Below are 15,433 nucleotides of genomic sequence, written 5' to 3' on the forward strand. Positions count from 1 at the left end.
CACGCTCAGAAAATGCTTCACGCCGGGATGATTTGACGTATCATCCCCGGGCTGAGCAACGCCACGAGGACGCCATGCCGAAGGTACGCTATTACGCCGATCTCGTCGCCATCCTGGCCGGCCTGATGTGGCTGATGGTCTATTGGTCGATCAGTTACACGGTACATATCGGCAATATCGAACCGACCCTTGCTGCCATGCTGATGGCCGGCAGTCTCATCATGATCAGCTTCGTGCATCGCCCTTCGCGGGTGATGATGAGCCGCTATCATGTGCGCAAGCGCCGCACCGAGATGTGGATGCATATTCTGGTGTTGCCGCTGGCACTCGCCTTTCTGATGGCGATCGGCATCGATTACTGGATCACGCTTCTGAACGGCGAGCAGAAGCTGTTGTTGTTCAACGTCCTGGCGACAGCGGGCTGGCTGGTGTTCATCTTCACCCTGGCCATCAAGTTGCTGATCCATACCTTCCTGGAGCGCCGTAAGGCCAGGCAGCGTGCCAAAGCCGGATAACACCGGCCACTTATAACGCCTCGCCGGCCGCCACCTACCGCCACGACGGCCGAGCATCCGCGCCCGGCTTCCGGCTAGAAGCGGTCCAGGCGATACGGCGCCATCTCGATATCCGGCGTGTCACCGGCGATCATCTGTGCCAGCAACTGCCCGGTGGCCGGCCCCAGGGTGAAGCCGTGGTGGCCATGGCCGAAGTCGCACCACAGCCCGCGCTTGCCCGGCGCCGGCCCGACCACCGGCTTCATGTCCGGCATGCAGGGCCGTGCCCCCTTCCAGGGTACCGCATCGAGTCGTTCGCCCAGGGGCAGCAGCTCATTGGCTCGCCCTTCCGCGGCAGCCAGCTGTGCATAGTGCGGCGGCGCCTCGAGTCGCTCCAGCTCGGCCCCGGTGGTCAGCCGAATGCCGGCTTTCATGGGCGCCATCACATAGCCGACCTCGGCATCCATGACCCAATGCCTGAGGGTTGCCTCCTCGGCCCCGGCATAGTGCATGTGATAACCGCGCTTGACGAACATGGGAGCCGACAGCCCCAGGTGCTCCAACCAGGTGCGCGACCAGGGCCCCAGCGCAAGCACCAGATCGTCGGCATGATGGGTTTGTGCATCGACATCCACCTGCCAGCCGTCAGCATCCTGCCGGACATCCTGAATCTCGCCGAGGAGCAGACGCCCGCCCTCGGCCTCGAAGGCCCGGGCATAGGCCTGGACGAGAGCACCGGGGTCGGCGACGGTCCACGAGTCCAGCCAGTGAATCGCCCCCGCGCAGCGATCGGTCAGATCCGGTTCCAGTTCCGCCAGCTCTCCGGCATCCAGATGACGGAAATGCACGCCATATTCCATCGACATCTGGCGGGCGCCTTCAAGGCGCTCGGCGAGCTTGTCGGCGTTGCGATAGACCTCCAGCCAGCCATCCCGGCCGACCAGCGACTCCGCCCCGGCAGCCTCGATCATCTCGCCATGCGCGTCCACGCAACGCTGAATGAGGGCGGCATATTCCGGTACCAGGCGCGCGTAGCGACTGCCGCCGGAATTTCGCCAGTACTGAAACAAGGGCCAGGCCGCGCGCCACATGCCACCCGGGCGATAGCGAATATCGACCTGGCGGTTGGGCAGGACGCGGACCAGGGTGGCCAGATCGCGCGGAAAGGGATAAGGCCGCACCGCTTCGCGCTGAATCAGGCCGGCATTGCCGAAGGACGTCTCCTGCCCCGGCGCCTGGCGGTCGATCAGGGTCACGTCGAAGCCCCGCCGGACCAGATACCATGCCACCGACACGCCGATCATGCCCGCCCCCAGCACCGTCACTTGCCGCGCCATCCGTCTCTCCTCGCTTGCCAACGACTGTCGAAATCCCGACCGCTGCCTCAGAGGGTGTTTACAAACTACTGCGCTCGCCCATGCGGCGTTGAAATCAGCCTCAAAATGCTCATTTACCAGCTCGTAAACTCCGCTTTCTGACTCGTGACATCCTTGTCACTCGCTCTTCGAGCAGCAAAGCTGCCCAAATCGTCAATCCTGACGATTTGTCGGCTGATTTCGCCTGGCCTGGCCGTCGCTCGTGACTTTTGTAAACACCCTCTCATGCACACGGCAGGGTCACGGCTGCCATTCTATCAGGCCAGGACGCCTGGCATACCAACACTTTCCGCCCGGGGCAGTCCGTCCTGTCCGGCCCGGAAACCTCAGGATGATTCCCCAGCGGCGCGCTGCTGTTCCTCGTGGCGCGTGCGCACGAAATCGGCATGACTGACATGCAGCAGTTCGGCCAGGCGACGGATGCGATGCTCTTCCAGGGCGTCCTTGTGGCCATCGGCGTAGGCCAGGGCCCACATCGCGCGCACCAGTTCGATGCGTGATTCAGGGTCGCACTCGTCACGGATCAGGCGTACGAAACGGTGATGGTCCACCGAGGCCTCGGTTTCCTGCTGGGCCAGCTCCATCAGCTCGCTCAGCGCCTCCTCCTCGAGTCCAAAGCGCTGACGCAGCTCCTCGCGCAGGGCCTCGAGCTCGGCGGGCTCGAGGCGGTAGTCGGCGCGCATCACCTCGCATAACAGAGCCGCAGTGGCCAGCGCCAGGCTCGGCGGCTCCGCAGCGGACGATTGCGCCGTCATGTCGTTGATCCAGCGTTGCAATGAGGCCAGCATGGTCATGCTCTCCTTGTAATATGTCGGCTGCTCCCTTCATGCCGCCTGGGAGCCTCATGCTGAGATCGACCACAGCCTCGGACGGATGTTCCCGGGGAAGGTGAACAGCCGAAGGGCCGAGCGCCTCGAGACGCCTGGCCCTCCGGCTGGAAGCGATGCCGACGTTTCGGCCAACGCTCAGGCTCGCAGGCCGTCCAACCGAGCCTGATCGGCATTGCCGAAATCCGGATCGACATAGACATGCATGCGCCGGATCAAGTCGCCTTCGAAGGCGAACACGCTACAGAAGCGCCCCTGGGATATCTCGCCATCGGGCCATGCTGTGCCATCCCAAAGCCGCCCGGATTCGGTCCCCTCCACCACGACATGGTTGTCGTCGACGATATAATGAAACTCATCGATATCATGCACCAGCTCGGGCACTTCCCGGCGAATGCGTCTCCCGAACTCGATCAGTGCCTCCTTCCCCGATGCCGGGCCGAACTTGGGGAAATAGAAGCTCACATCTTCGGTGAAAAGCGCTGTCACCGAGGGGTCATCGGCGTCCACCCGCCGGAAATAGGCTTTCACGGTATCAAGACGCGTGATCATGCGTTGGCCCCTCCATCGATGGTGAATTCCGCTCCGGTCACCGAGCGCCCTTCGGGGCCTGCCAGCCAGCCCACCAGGTTCGCCACGTCGTCGGCCTCGTTGTAGCGAGGAATCGCCATGACGCCACGCTGCAAATCCGACAGGTCACCATCGGCAGGATTCATGTCGGTATTGGTGGACCCCGGATGCACGACATTGACGGTGATACCGCGTGGCCCCAGGTCTCGGGCGGCGCCCTTGGTGAGCCCGATCAGCCCGGTCTTGCTCATCGCGTAAAGGCTGAGCCCTGGCCAGGGAACGCGCGGCCCGAGATTGCTGCCGATCGACACGATGCGCCCCTCGTCACGCATGTGACGCGCCGCCGCCTGAATGGCCACGAAGGGAGCGCGCAGGTTGGTCTCCAGGGTGCGATCCAGGTCATCACGCTCCAGCTCGTTGATATCCCCGATCAGAAATACCCCGGCATTGTTGACCAGGATATCGATTCCGCCGAAGCTCGATGCCACGCGCTCCACCGCATTCTCGATAGAACGATCGTCACGACTGTCGGCCTGAATCGCCATGGCACGACCGCCCTGCTGCTCGATATCCGCCACCACGGCTCGCGCCTTGTCCTCGCTGCCGACAAAGGTCAGGGCAACCGTGGCGCCATCACCGGCCAACCGCTTCGCCACTGCGGCACCGATACCCCGGCTTCCCCCTGTTACCAATGCGACCTTGTCTGTCAGTTGGGTCATGCTTCATCTCCCATCATCTCTTGCACTCAAAAGGATTGAATCATTTATGTATTGATCAATACATAAATAACGATGGCTGGACATCCTCGACCCTGTCAAGATATTTTTGTATTGAGCGACACATAAAGGAGACCGATATGCCAGCACGCGGCAGGCCACGCGGCTTCGACAGGGAGGCAGCCCTGGCACGAGCAATGGAAGTGTTCTGGGAGCGAGGCTTCGACAACGCCTCCCTGGGCGAATTGACACGCGCCATGGGCATCAATTCCCCCAGCCTGTATGCGGCCTTCGGCAGCAAGGAGGCCCTGTTCCAGGAGGCGATGGCGTTCTACGTGAAAACCGCCGGCAGTGGCATCTGGGAGCCGGTCGACAGCCTGACCACCGCTCGGGACGCTATCGCCCATGTCCTGTATGCCACGGCCAGGGCCTTTACCTGCCACGATCAGTCACGAGGCTGCATGATTGTGCTCGCCTCCCCCCAGCCCCGGGGTTCCAACCCGTCGATCAGCAGCGAGCTGGAGCGACACCGGCGCGGCAACCGGGATTGCCTGGAGACGCGTCTGCGTCGCGCCGTCGACGAGGGGGAGCTCCCCGAGGACACGAACTGCCACGCCATCGCCACCTTCTATTCGACCGTGCAGCACGGCATGTCGATCCAGGCCCGGGACGGCGCTTCGCGGGAGGAGCTGCTCGGCGTCGCGGACTGCGCCATGAGCGCCTGGGACAACTTGACGCAAGCTTCCTGACAGAAGATTCAGCGCTTCAGCCTATCGCGCACGAAGGCGACACGCTCCGCGATACTGACGCGAGGCAACTCGACAAGGGTATAACCCAGCTCAGTATAGGTGGCGACCATCGTTTCCCAGGTAGCAAGCGCCTCAGCGAAACTCTGCCTGCGCTCGGCATCTCCGGCGAAGATCGCCTTCCACGGCGGAGCCACGAACACCGTCTCGGCATAACGGAACCGCTCCGCGGCACACCGTGCATGGGCCGGTACCGAAAGGCCAGAGACTCGCCTATAGCCGATCACATCGGGCACCCCCCGGTCGAACAACACCGGTCCGCCGATTTCAGCCGCTTCATGCCATGAACGCAGCTCCCAGCTCAGCATCAACTCGGCGAAGGTTTCTCTATTCCCCCAGGGCAACGCGTCCCCATCAATGGCAACCTGGCTCTGGATGATGGCCCTTCCGGCCTCGGGCATATGCATAAGCCCCTCGGTAGCCAGGGCTTCAAGCAAAGAACTCTTGCCCGAGCCGGGACCACCGGTGATGACGAAGCGCTTTTCGGGTGGTGTCGTCGCACTCTTTCTCTGCATCATGGGTATCCTTCAACTCCTTTCCTGCCATCACTGTCCATCAATCACTTGAACGTCATGCAACACGGACGCATTGTTGAAGAGGGGCGCGCCGACACTCTCTTTCTCCGGCCTCGCGAAGCCTGCTCGATGCCATCCCCGGACGCTCACGCCAATCTCGAGGCCATGACACGCTTGCGGCCTCGCCTCCTTGAGCCGACCGACAGGCACGATACGGAACCGACATGAATACCATGGAACACCAGTCACCGACCTCTCTTTCTGCCCTGCTCGACCGGTTGCGCGAGCAGCTCGGTGACAACGCGGTGATCACCGGCAACGACGTCACTGCACGTTCTGTCGACTGGCTGACCGGTGCGCCTTGCCTTGCCGCCGCCATCGTTCGCCCCGGCACACCCGATGAGCTGGCCGACATCTTGCGCCTCTGCCATGCGGCCCGCCAGCCAGTGGTGACCCACGGCGGCCTGACCGGCCTGGTACACGGTACCGAGGCATCATCCGAGGAACTGGTGATCTCGCTGGAACGCCTCGACGCCATCGAGGCCATCGACCCGGTAGGCGCCACCCTCACTGTCCAGGCCGGTGCACCGCTGCAGAAGGTCCAGGAGGCCGCCGAGGAAGCCGGGCTACAGTTTGCCCTCGACCTGGGGGCCCGCGGCAGCTGCACCATCGGTGGCAATATCGCCACCAATGCCGGCGGTAACCGGGTAATCCGCTACGGCATGATGCGTCAACAGGTGCTGGGGCTAGAGGCTGTACTGGCCGATGGCTGCATCATTAGTTCCATGAGCCCGATGCTCAAGAACAATGCCGGCTATGACCTCAAACAACTGTTCATCGGCAGCGAGGGCACCCTGGGCATCGTCACGCGAGCCGTGCTGCGCCTGCAGCCCGCCATGCCGGACACCCGAGCCGCACTAGTCGCCTGCCCGTCCTTCGAGGCACTGACGGGCCTGCTCGGCCACATGCGACAGACACTCGGTGGCGAGCTCAGCGCCTTCGAGGCCATGTGGCGCAACCACTATCGCCTGCTTACCGAGATCAGCGGCCGTCACGCTCCCCCCTTGAGCACCGAATCCCCCTTCTATGTCATCATCGAATCTCAGGCCGTCGACGCCGACCGTCATGGAGAACGTTTCGACCAGGCCTTCGAATCGGCCATCGAAGAGGGCCTTCTGACGGATGCTGCCATTGCCCAGTCCGATGCCCAGCGCGACGGCCTGTGGGCCATCCGCGAGGACATCGAGGGGTTGGTCAGTCTCCTGGCCCCCGTGATGACCTTCGACGTCAGCCTGCCGATCGGTGACATGGACGCCTATGTCGAACACGTGGAGACGATGCTCCGCGAGCACTGGCCGAGTGGACGCCTGGTAGTATTCGGCCACCTTGGCGATGGCAACCTGCATCTCTCGGTCGGCGTCGGCAGCGACGATGCCGACACCCGACACCGCGTGGAGCGCTGCATCTACGAGCCCCTGGCCGACCTCGGGGGCTCGGTCTCGACAGAACACGGCATCGGCCTTGAAAAGCGTAGCTGGCTGCATGTCTCCCGCACACCCGAAGAGATCGCTGTGATGGCCACGCTCAAGCAAGCTCTGGATTCTCACAGCCTGCTCAACCGCAACAAGGTTATCACCACCGACCTCCAGGACGCGCACTGATTCATATCACCTTTTCACTCAAGGAGGATGACATGCCACGTTTTGCCGACCACCTGTATCATCCCGGTCCCGACAACCCCTTCCCCGGCATCTGGGTGCTGCAACGCCGCCTGGGGCGCACCATTCCCCACCGGCTGGGCTCCAACGAGGGCCTGGACATGCCGCATGCGGCGCTGCGCCGCCACTTCGGCGATGCCATGGTCGAGCATGCCTATTGTTACGGGGATTCCGAGGCGCTCGGCGTACGTGAACGCCTGTCACGGCAACAGGGCATTCCGCTGGAGGCGTTGCTGGTGGATGCCGGCGCCGACAGCCTGCTGGCCCTGGCACTGCGTGCGGTGGCGATGCCCGACGAGACGGTGATCAGCTCGGCCGGCACCTACCCCACCTTCGGGTATTTCGCCCGTGGTCAGGGCTGCCGGGTGGTCGAAGTGCCCTACGCCGAGGACCAGGACAGCCTGGCCCCTGATCTGCAGGCGCTCGCCGAGGCGGCCCACACACAGCACGCCCGACTGGTGTATCTGGCCAATCCGGACAACCCCAGCGGCCACCTGCATGACGACGAGGCGGTGAAAAAGCTGCGCGAAGCGCTGCCGGAGGATTGCTGGCTGCTACTCGACGAGGCCTATCACGACTTCCGCCCGGATGCCGATACACCCTTCGGGCGCGAGGTGCTGCCCGGCGTGATTCGCTGCCGCACTCTGTCCAAGGCGCACGGCATGGCCGGCATGCGCATCGGTTACGCGATTGCCGAAGCGGATACCCTGGCCATGCTGATGAAGGTGCGGATTCACTATGCCGTCTCGACCCTGACCCTGTCCGCCGCCGAGGTGGTGCTGGATCACCCCGCCGAGACCCGGCAGCACATTGCCGATGTCATCGCCCGCCGCGAGGCACTGGCCGATCACTTTCGGGCACTGGGCGCCGAGGTATTGCCGAGCGCCACCAATTTCATCGGCATCCGCCTGCCCAGTGCCGAACTGGCCGGGCAGGTCCACGCTGCCCTGCTGGACGAGGGCAAGCTGATCGCCCGACCGGCGCATCCCGACCTGGGCCATGTGCTGCGCATCTCGGCGGTAGCCGACGCCCTGACGCCCGGCCGCCTGGCGACACTGGAGCGCGCCCTGCAGGACGGATGACTCGGCGCTCAGACGGGTTGGTGCAGGGAATCACCACGCCCCACCGCATAATACATCAGGCCCGCCCGGCGAACCGTCTCGGGGTTGTAGAGGTTGCGGCCGTCGACGACCACCGGCATGCCGAGCTGGTCCTTCAGCCAGTCGAAGTCGACCATGCGGAAGACCTTCCACTCAGTGCAGATGACCAGCGCATCGGCCCCTTCGACGGCGGCCTCGCGTGTCTCGGCGAGAGTCAGGTCATCACGCTGACCGTAGATCCGCCGGCACTCGTCCATGGCCTCCGGGTCGAAGGCGCGCACCCGCGCCCCGACCCGCCACAGCGATTCCATCAGGAGGCGACTCGGGGCGTCGCGCATGTCATCGGTATTGGGCTTGAAGGACAGGCCCCAGACGGCAATGGTGCGTCCGGCCAGGTCGCCATCGAAGGCCCGCTCGAGCTTGTCGAACAGCGTCTGCTTCTGGCGCTGGTTGACGCCTTCCACCGCGCTGAGCAGTTCCGCCTGATAGTCGACATCACCGGCCGTGCGCGTCAGGGCACGCACATCCTTGGGAAAACAGGAGCCGCCGTAGCCACAGCCCGGGTAGATGAAGTGATAGCCAATACGCGGATCCGAGCCAATACCGCGCCGCACCTGCTCCACATCGGCCCCCAGGCGTTCGGCCAGGTTGGCGATCTCGTTCATGAAGCTGATCTTGGTGGCGAGCATGGCATTGGCCGCGTACTTGGTCAGCTCGGCGGCGCGCACATCCATGAACATCAGCTTTTCCTGGAGGCGAATATAGGGGCCATAGCAGTCCCGCATCAGCTCGCGAACCCGCTCGGAGTCGGTACCCACGACGATGCGCGCGCCGTGGGAGAAGTCCTCGATGGCCGCCCCTTCCTTGAGGAATTCCGGGTTCGAGCAGACCTCGAACTCGAGGCTCGCGCCGCGCTGTTCGAGCACCTCACCGATCGTGTGGCGCACGCGATCGGCGGTGCCTACCGGGACGGTGGACTTGTCGATGACGACCTTGAAATCGTTCATGTGCTGACCGATGGTCCGGGCCACCGACAGCACGTACTGCAGATCGGCACTGCCATCCTCGTCGGGGGGCGTGCCCACGGCAATGAACTGCAGGGTGCCGAACTCGACCGCCCTGGCCGCATCTGTGGTAAAGGAAAGCCGTCCGGACGCCGTATTGTGCGTCACCAGCTCTTCCAGGCCCGGCTCGTAGATCGGGATGTCACCGGCCTCGAGACGCGCGACCTTGTCGGCGTCAACGTCCATGCACAACACGTCGTGCCCCACATCCGCCAGGCAGGCACCCGTCACGAGGCCCACATACCCCGTGCCGAAAATCGTGATCTTCATTCCCTATTTCCCCAGCAGGAGTCTTGTTCACTGAATATCGCAACGTGGATGCCATGCTAGCCGGCTTTGTCCTGCCATGAAAGCGGCAGGCGCGGCCTGCCCGGCTTCACGGCTCGGCCTGAATCACCAGATTGCGGGGCGTCAGTTGCCGGTCGCAGAAGGTGCCGAGGCGCACCCGAAAGCCCGCTTCCTCCATCAATCTGACCCGATCCAGCACCAGCCAGACCTCGAGGGGGCGGCGAAACACATGGCGGACCAGCTCGAGACGCGTCACCTCGGCCAGGCGCCGCCAGCCCTCGGCTTCATGAGCCGCCCAGTCGACACCGGGCGGCAGCACCACGCCCTTGCGTTCGGCGGCCCAGCGACAGAAGTCGGCAAAGCGGTCCGGCAGCCGTCCATAGGCCAGGCTGGGCACCGGCAGATAACGGTCGCGCCCCGTGAGCGAGCGCTGCAGGGCATCGAAGCCCAGGCGCCAGGCATTGGCCAGGCGACGCTTGCGACGCACCTTGCCGGGGGCCGTGACGGTCTCCTGGACCGCCATGGCCAGGTCGTCCCGCGACATCGACCAGTTCATCTCGCGGCGGGCCTGACGCGACAACGGCTGGTAACCGGCGTCGGCAGTGCGCTGGTAACAGCAGGGAGCCAGGGTCACGGCACTGCGCCGGCGAGCGGCCAGTTGCAGCAGCCTCACATGCAGATCCCCGCAGGCGTGCAGCGCCATGACACGCCGCTCGTCGTTCAACCAGCGCTCGGCATCCGCGGCCATGACATCCTGCTGATGCAGCCTTACCGCAGCCGACTGGCGATGCGCCAGCGCCCCGCCCGCCTCGCAGAGCGCGGGCTGCCACTCCAGGGCGTCGACCGGTCTGTCATGCCAGCGCGCCAGGCCGCGCGACAGATGGCCCTTGCCGGCACACCACTCCAGCAAGGGACGATCCGCCCTGACCAGGGGCGCGAAGGCCTGAATCTGCTGCCACTTGCGACCGCCGACGAAGACGCCCCAGCTATCGGGCAGTGTCGGCTCGCCGGCTGCGGCGAGCTCCGGCAGATCGACCAGAGCGGCCAGTTCATCGACGGGTAACCAGTGCGCCAGCGCGCTGGCCGAGAGCGGGGCATCCTGCAGGCGCTCGGCCTCGGCATCGGACAAGCCGCGCAGGGCCGCGGCCAGCTCGCCGTGCTCTGCCTCCCAGGGCAGTACGGGATGCTGGAACGGCAGTGGCTGCCAGACACTGCGCCATGCCCCCAGCACCTCGCCCAGACGGCGCAAGCGGGTGGCGTGGTCGAGCGTCACGCCGTCAGCGGCCACTACGACCTCGCAGGCCCGACAGGCCGCCTGGCACGAATTCATATCGCATTGCGCAGCCCCAGTTCATAGGGGTGCGGATCCAGGTAGGATTGTCGGCAGATATAGTCGGAACCATGGCGTTTCAGATAGTGGTTGAGCAGGCGCATGGGCACCACCAGCGGCACCTGTTCGAGGCGGTATTCCTCGATCGACTCCAGCAGATCGCGCCGCGTCTGGCCATCCAGGGCATGCTTCAGGTAGCCCAGAATATGCATCAGGGCGTTGGTATGCGACTTGCGCGTGGCCGGCCGGGCCAGGGCCTGCATGAAACCTTGCAGATAATGCTGCCGGGTCTCGGCCAGTGGCCGCTGATGCGCTTCTGCCAGATAGCGCCCCAGCTCGCGATAGGCCGGCACCCGGTGGGCCATCAGCAGCAACTTCTGACGACTGTGGAACTGCAGCATGGCGTGATGGCTGGGCTCCGGCTCGACGTTGCGCTTCCAGTCATCCAGGGCGTAGATGCGCGAGATGAAGTTCTCGCGCAGCCCCGGGTCATTGAGCCTGGCCTCTTCTTCCAGGGGAAGCTCGGGAAAATGCTCGCGCATGACGCGCACGAAGGCGCCGGAATCCGTGTGACTCGGCATGCCGTTTTCGTGGTAGACCTTGACTCTTTCCAGGCCGCAACTCGGCGAGCCCTTCATGAGAATGAAGCCACGCAGGTGACGATGCGCCTCGACGAAGTCGATGCCGACCTGCTCGATACTCGCCGTGACATCCCGCTCGGTGTTCCGGGTGCCACGCACACGAGGCGTTTCACCAGCGCGGCCGACCAGACGCACGGGCTCCCGGGGAACACCGAGTCCGGCTTCCAGCTCGGGACAGAAGGTCTCGAAGCGCAGCCGTTCCCCGAGCACCTCCAGACAGTAGCGCGACCGCTTGTGACCGCCGTTATAACGCACCTCTGCACCGGTCAGGCAGGCACTGATGCCCACCGGGATGGCGGTATCAGATGCGGCTTGCTGCATGTCGCACTCCTGTCAGCTCCGACTTCTACTTCATACAGGATAACGTCAGACACGGGCTTGCGCGATTGCCGTAGCCACCGGCCGGCTCCCCCCCACGCGGCGACCATCGCGCCCTGATCGGGCCCTATCTTAGCCACCTAACAAATGGCGAACAGTGTTTGATTAGTGTAGAATACCTCGCGATTTCGCCCCATTCTCCCTCCAGACCTCAGGATGCCTCTGTCATGCTGACTCACCATCATGATCCCTACTGGCCCCGGCACAGCGCCCGATGGCCAGGTTCTTGCGTGCTCGCTTTATGTATCTTGCTGTTCAGCCCGCTCGCCCAGGCGGCTTCCGCCGGCGAACTGGACCTGACGTATACCATCCCCGGCTTTATCGCCGTCACCCTTTTCCTGGCCGCCTATGCCCTGGTCATGGCCGAGGAAAAGCTGCACATGCGCAAGTCCAAGCCGGTGCTCGTCGCCGCCGGCCTGATCTGGGCACTCATCGGTTGGACCTATATGCGCTCGGGCCTGCCCAATGCCGCGGAAGAGGCCTTCAGCGACACCCTGCTGGAATACAGTGAACTGCTGCTCTTCCTGCTGGTGGCCATGACCTACATCAATGCCATGGAAGAGCGCCGCGTCTTCGACAAGTTGCGGGCCTGGCTGGTCGAGACGGGCTTCAGCTATCGCTCGCTGTTCTGGATCACCGGCATCCTGGCCTTCTGGATCTCGACCATCGCCAACAACCTGACCACTGCCATGCTGATGTGCGCCGTGGTGCTCAAGGTGGCCGAGGGTGACAAGCGCTTCATCAATATCTGCTGCATCAACATCGTGGTGGCTGCCAATGCCGGCGGTGCCTTCAGTCCCTTTGGTGACATCACCACCCTGATGGTCTGGCAGGCCAAGCTGGTCGAGTTCCAGGAGTTCTTCAAGCTGCTGGGCCCCTCGCTGGTCAATTACCTGGTGCCGGCCGTCGTCATGAGCCTGTTCATCAAGAATCGCAAGCCGGCGGCCCTGGAAGAGGACATCTGGCTCAAGCGCGGCGCGCGGCGCATCGTCTTCCTGTTTCTGGTGACCATCGTCATCTCGGTGCTTTGCCACACCATGCTCCACCTGCCGCCGGCACTGGGCATGATGACCGGCCTTGGCTTCCTGCAGTTCTTCGGTTATTACCTGCGCCAGAGTCTACCGCGCTCACTGGAGCGCAAGCGCACGCGCTACAGCCAGCGCGGTGACTGGCGCAAGCTCGAGGCACTGGGCAGCGTGGTGCCCTTCGATGTTTTCACCCGTGTGGCGCGCTCCGAGTGGGACACCCTGCTGTTCTTCTACGGAGTGGTGATGTCGGTGGGCGGCCTCGGCTTCATGGGCTACCTGAGCCTGTTGTCCGAGACACTCTACGCGGGCTGGGACCCAGTCTGGGCCAATATCGTGCTGGGCATGATCTCGGCGGTGGTCGACAACATCCCGGTGATGTTCGCAGTGATCTCCATGGAACCCGACATGTCCCTGGGCAACTGGTTGCTGATCACCCTGACCGCCGGTGTCGGCGGCAGTCTGCTGTCGGTGGGCTCCGCCGCCGGCGTGGCCTTGATGGGTCAGGCACGCGGCATCTACACCTTTGCCGGCCACATGCGCTGGGCACCGGTCATCGCCCTGGGCTATGCGGCCAGTGTGGTGGCGCACATGCTGATCAACGCCGAGAGTTTCGCGATCTTCCACTGATGGCCTCGGCACGGTCCGCCGCCCGGTCTGCCGGGCGGCGCGACGCACTCAGGAATGCAGCCGTTTCTCGATGTCCTCCAGAATGCCGGGATCATCGATGGTCGATGGGACGGCGTAGTCCTCGCCATCGGCGATGTCGCGCAGCACCCGCCGCAGGATCTTGCCGGAACGTGTCTTGGGCAGGCGCTCGACGATCTCGGCACGCTGAAAGCAGGCCACCGCGCCGATCCGCTGACGCACCATCTCGACCAACGCGTCTTCCAGGTCATCGGCCGCGATGGTCGCGCCATCCTTGAGCAACACCAGACCAACGGGGACCTGGCCGCGCAACTCATCGCGCACGCCGATCACGCAGCACTCTGCCACGGCCGGATGCGCCGCCACCACCTCCTCCATCTCGCCGGTGGACAGGCGATGGCCCGCCACATTGATCACGTCATCCATGCGCCCCATGATGAAGACGTTGCCCTGTGCATCGCGGTAACCGCCATCCCCCGAGTAGTAGTAGCCGGGCACGGGATCCAGATAGGCGTGGCGAAAACGCGCATCATCGCCCCAGATGGTGGTCAGACACCCAGGCGGCAACGGCAGGCGAACCGCCACCTGCCCCTGCTCGCCGGGGTTTGCGGGCTGGCCGCTGGCATCCAGGATGGCCACATCGAACCCCGGCGTGGGCACACCGGCCGAGCCGGGCTGCGTCGGCAGCTTCTCGATCCCCACCGGATTGCAGCAGATGGCCCAGCCGGTCTCGGTCTGCCACCAGTGGTCCAGTATCGGCAGGCCGGTCTTGTCGCTCAGCCACGCATGGGTGGTGGGATCCAGGCGTTCGCCAGCCAGCAGGATGCGTTTCAGGCAGCGGATGTCATACCGGGACAGCTCCTCTGCCTCGGGGTCTTCCTTGCGCACGGCGCGGAACGCCGTCGGGGCGGTGAACAGCACATTGACGCCATGTTCGGCACAGACGCGCCAGAAGGCCCCGGCATCCGGGGTCTTCACCGGCTTGCCCTCGTAGAGGATGGTGGTGCATCCGGTGATCAGCGGGCCATAGACGATATAGCTGTGGCCCACCACCCAGCCCACATCCGAGGCGGCCCAGAACACATCACCGGGGCTGGCGTCATAGACCACCGCCATGCTGTAGCGCATGGCCACGGCATGGCCGCCATTGTCGCGCACCACCCCCTTCGGCTTGCCGGTGGTGCCGGACGTATACAGAATGTACAGCGGATCCGTCGCGCGCACCGGCACCGGCTCGACGGCCTGGCCGGCGGCCTCGAGCCCGGCCCAGTCGAAGTCCCGACCGGCCTGCAGCTCGGCATTGGCCTGTGGCCGCGCGCAGACGATGCACGCCTCCGGCTGGTGGACGGACTCTTCCAGGGCCGCATCCACCAGCGGCTTGTAGGCGATGACGCGATCCACCTCGATCCCGCAGGAAGCCGTCAGCAAGACCCTGGGCTTGGCATCGTCGATGCGCACCGCCAGTTCGTGCGCCGCGAAACCACCAAACACCACCGAATGGATGGCCCCCAGCCGGGCACAAGCCAGCATGCCGATCACCGCCTCCGGGATCATCGGCATGTACAGGATCACCCTGTCACCCGGCCCCACGCCCTTGTCGCGCAGCGCCCCGGCAAAATGTGCGACCCGTGCGGTCAGCTCGGCATAGGTGAAGCGCTGAATCGTGCCCGTGACGGGGGAATCATGGATGAGCGCCAGCTGATCGCCCCGCCCGGCCCGGACCTGCGCATCGAGCGCCAGGTCGGCGGTGTTGAGCCTGCCGTCGGGAAACCAATCATGGTGGCCATCCGCACGCCGCGACAAAATGGTCTCGGGAGCCTCGAACCAGTCGATCCAGGACGCCTTGTCCCGCCAGAAGGCCTCCGGCTGTTCGATGGACGCTGAGTAGGTCTCTGGGTAACGCATCGGGGCACCACTGCTGTTGTCTGGGTAATCGA

The 15,433-nt window shown here is 64.4% G+C and carries 14 protein-coding genes; 5 read left to right on the forward strand and 9 right to left on the reverse strand.

What is annotated here, in order from left to right; genetic code table 11:
* Nucleotides 1-74: 74 nt before the first annotated feature.
* On the forward strand, nt 75-515 hold the full coding sequence (locus tag HHA01_RS09625; RefSeq protein ID WP_141320129.1) for a hypothetical protein: 441 nt from the start codon (nt 75-77) through the stop codon (nt 513-515).
* 74 nt (nt 516-589) lie between these two features.
* Here the strand turns inward: HHA01_RS09625 and HHA01_RS09630 are convergent, their stop codons facing one another.
* The 4 genes from HHA01_RS09630 to HHA01_RS09645 all read right to left on the reverse strand — a co-directional run bounded on the left by HHA01_RS09630 (nt 590) and on the right by HHA01_RS09645 (nt 3,986).
* Nucleotides 590-1,831, reverse strand: a complete 1,242-nt coding sequence (locus tag HHA01_RS09630; RefSeq protein WP_141320131.1) for an NAD(P)/FAD-dependent oxidoreductase — start codon at nt 1,829-1,831, stop codon at nt 590-592.
* Between the two features lie 365 nt (nt 1,832-2,196).
* Nucleotides 2,197-2,658, reverse strand: a complete 462-nt coding sequence (locus HHA01_RS09635; protein ID WP_141320133.1) for a tellurite resistance TerB family protein — start codon at nt 2,656-2,658, stop codon at nt 2,197-2,199.
* 177 nt (nt 2,659-2,835) lie between these two features.
* On the reverse strand, nt 2,836-3,249 hold the full coding sequence (locus tag HHA01_RS09640; protein WP_141320135.1) for a nuclear transport factor 2 family protein: 414 nt from the start codon (nt 3,247-3,249) through the stop codon (nt 2,836-2,838).
* On the reverse strand, nt 3,246-3,986 hold the full coding sequence (locus tag HHA01_RS09645) for an SDR family NAD(P)-dependent oxidoreductase (RefSeq protein ID WP_141320137.1): 741 nt from the start codon (nt 3,984-3,986) through the stop codon (nt 3,246-3,248). Before HHA01_RS09645 ends, HHA01_RS09640 begins: the two co-directional genes overlap by 4 nt.
* A gap of 137 nt (nt 3,987-4,123) precedes the next feature.
* Between HHA01_RS09645 and HHA01_RS09650 the strand changes: the two genes are divergently transcribed.
* Complete coding sequence (locus HHA01_RS09650) at nt 4,124-4,732, forward strand: TetR/AcrR family transcriptional regulator (RefSeq protein WP_141320139.1); 609 nt, start codon at nt 4,124-4,126, stop codon at nt 4,730-4,732.
* 8 nt (nt 4,733-4,740) lie between these two features.
* On the opposite strand, the gene HHA01_RS09655 is transcribed toward HHA01_RS09650, so the two are convergent.
* Complete coding sequence (locus tag HHA01_RS09655) at nt 4,741-5,307, reverse strand: AAA family ATPase (protein ID WP_141320141.1); 567 nt, start codon at nt 5,305-5,307, stop codon at nt 4,741-4,743.
* Between the two features lie 221 nt (nt 5,308-5,528).
* Between HHA01_RS09655 and HHA01_RS09660 the strand changes: the two genes are divergently transcribed.
* Together HHA01_RS09660 and HHA01_RS09665 are read left to right on the forward strand one after the other, a co-directional pair.
* On the forward strand, nt 5,529-6,965 hold the full coding sequence (locus HHA01_RS09660; protein WP_141320143.1) for an FAD-binding oxidoreductase: 1,437 nt from the start codon (nt 5,529-5,531) through the stop codon (nt 6,963-6,965).
* A 32-nt stretch (nt 6,966-6,997) separates the two neighbouring features.
* Complete coding sequence (locus tag HHA01_RS09665) at nt 6,998-8,104, forward strand: pyridoxal phosphate-dependent aminotransferase (protein WP_141320145.1); 1,107 nt, start codon at nt 6,998-7,000, stop codon at nt 8,102-8,104.
* A gap of 8 nt (nt 8,105-8,112) precedes the next feature.
* Here HHA01_RS09665 and HHA01_RS09670 read toward each other — a convergent pair whose 3' ends face one another.
* The 3 genes from HHA01_RS09670 to HHA01_RS09680 all read right to left on the reverse strand — a co-directional run bounded on the left by HHA01_RS09670 (nt 8,113) and on the right by HHA01_RS09680 (nt 11,766).
* On the reverse strand, nt 8,113-9,456 hold the full coding sequence (locus tag HHA01_RS09670; protein ID WP_141320147.1) for a UDP-glucose dehydrogenase family protein: 1,344 nt from the start codon (nt 9,454-9,456) through the stop codon (nt 8,113-8,115).
* Between the two features lie 106 nt (nt 9,457-9,562).
* Nucleotides 9,563-10,804, reverse strand: coding sequence for a methyltransferase (locus HHA01_RS09675; protein WP_141320149.1), 1,242 nt, complete (start codon nt 10,802-10,804; stop codon nt 9,563-9,565).
* Nucleotides 10,801-11,766 carry a YbgA family protein gene (locus HHA01_RS09680; RefSeq protein ID WP_141320151.1) on the reverse strand — a complete coding sequence of 322 codons (966 nt, stop codon included), beginning with the start codon at nt 11,764-11,766 and terminating at the stop codon, nt 10,801-10,803. Before HHA01_RS09680 ends, HHA01_RS09675 begins: the two co-directional genes overlap by 4 nt.
* A gap of 224 nt (nt 11,767-11,990) precedes the next feature.
* Between HHA01_RS09680 and nhaD the strand changes: the two genes are divergently transcribed.
* Nucleotides 11,991-13,478: a sodium:proton antiporter NhaD gene (gene nhaD / locus HHA01_RS09685; RefSeq protein ID WP_246053872.1), complete on the forward strand. Its 1,488-nt coding sequence runs from the start codon at nt 11,991-11,993 to the stop codon at nt 13,476-13,478.
* Between the two features lie 48 nt (nt 13,479-13,526).
* On the opposite strand, the gene HHA01_RS09690 is transcribed toward nhaD, so the two are convergent.
* Nucleotides 13,527-15,401 carry an AMP-binding protein gene (locus tag HHA01_RS09690; protein ID WP_141320155.1) on the reverse strand — a complete coding sequence of 625 codons (1,875 nt, stop codon included), beginning with the start codon at nt 15,399-15,401 and terminating at the stop codon, nt 13,527-13,529.
* Nucleotides 15,402-15,433: the final 32 nt, after the last annotated feature.

It is taken from the genome of Halomonas halmophila, assembly GCF_006540005.1.
Lineage (GTDB): Bacteria > Pseudomonadota > Gammaproteobacteria > Pseudomonadales > Halomonadaceae > Halomonas > Halomonas halmophila.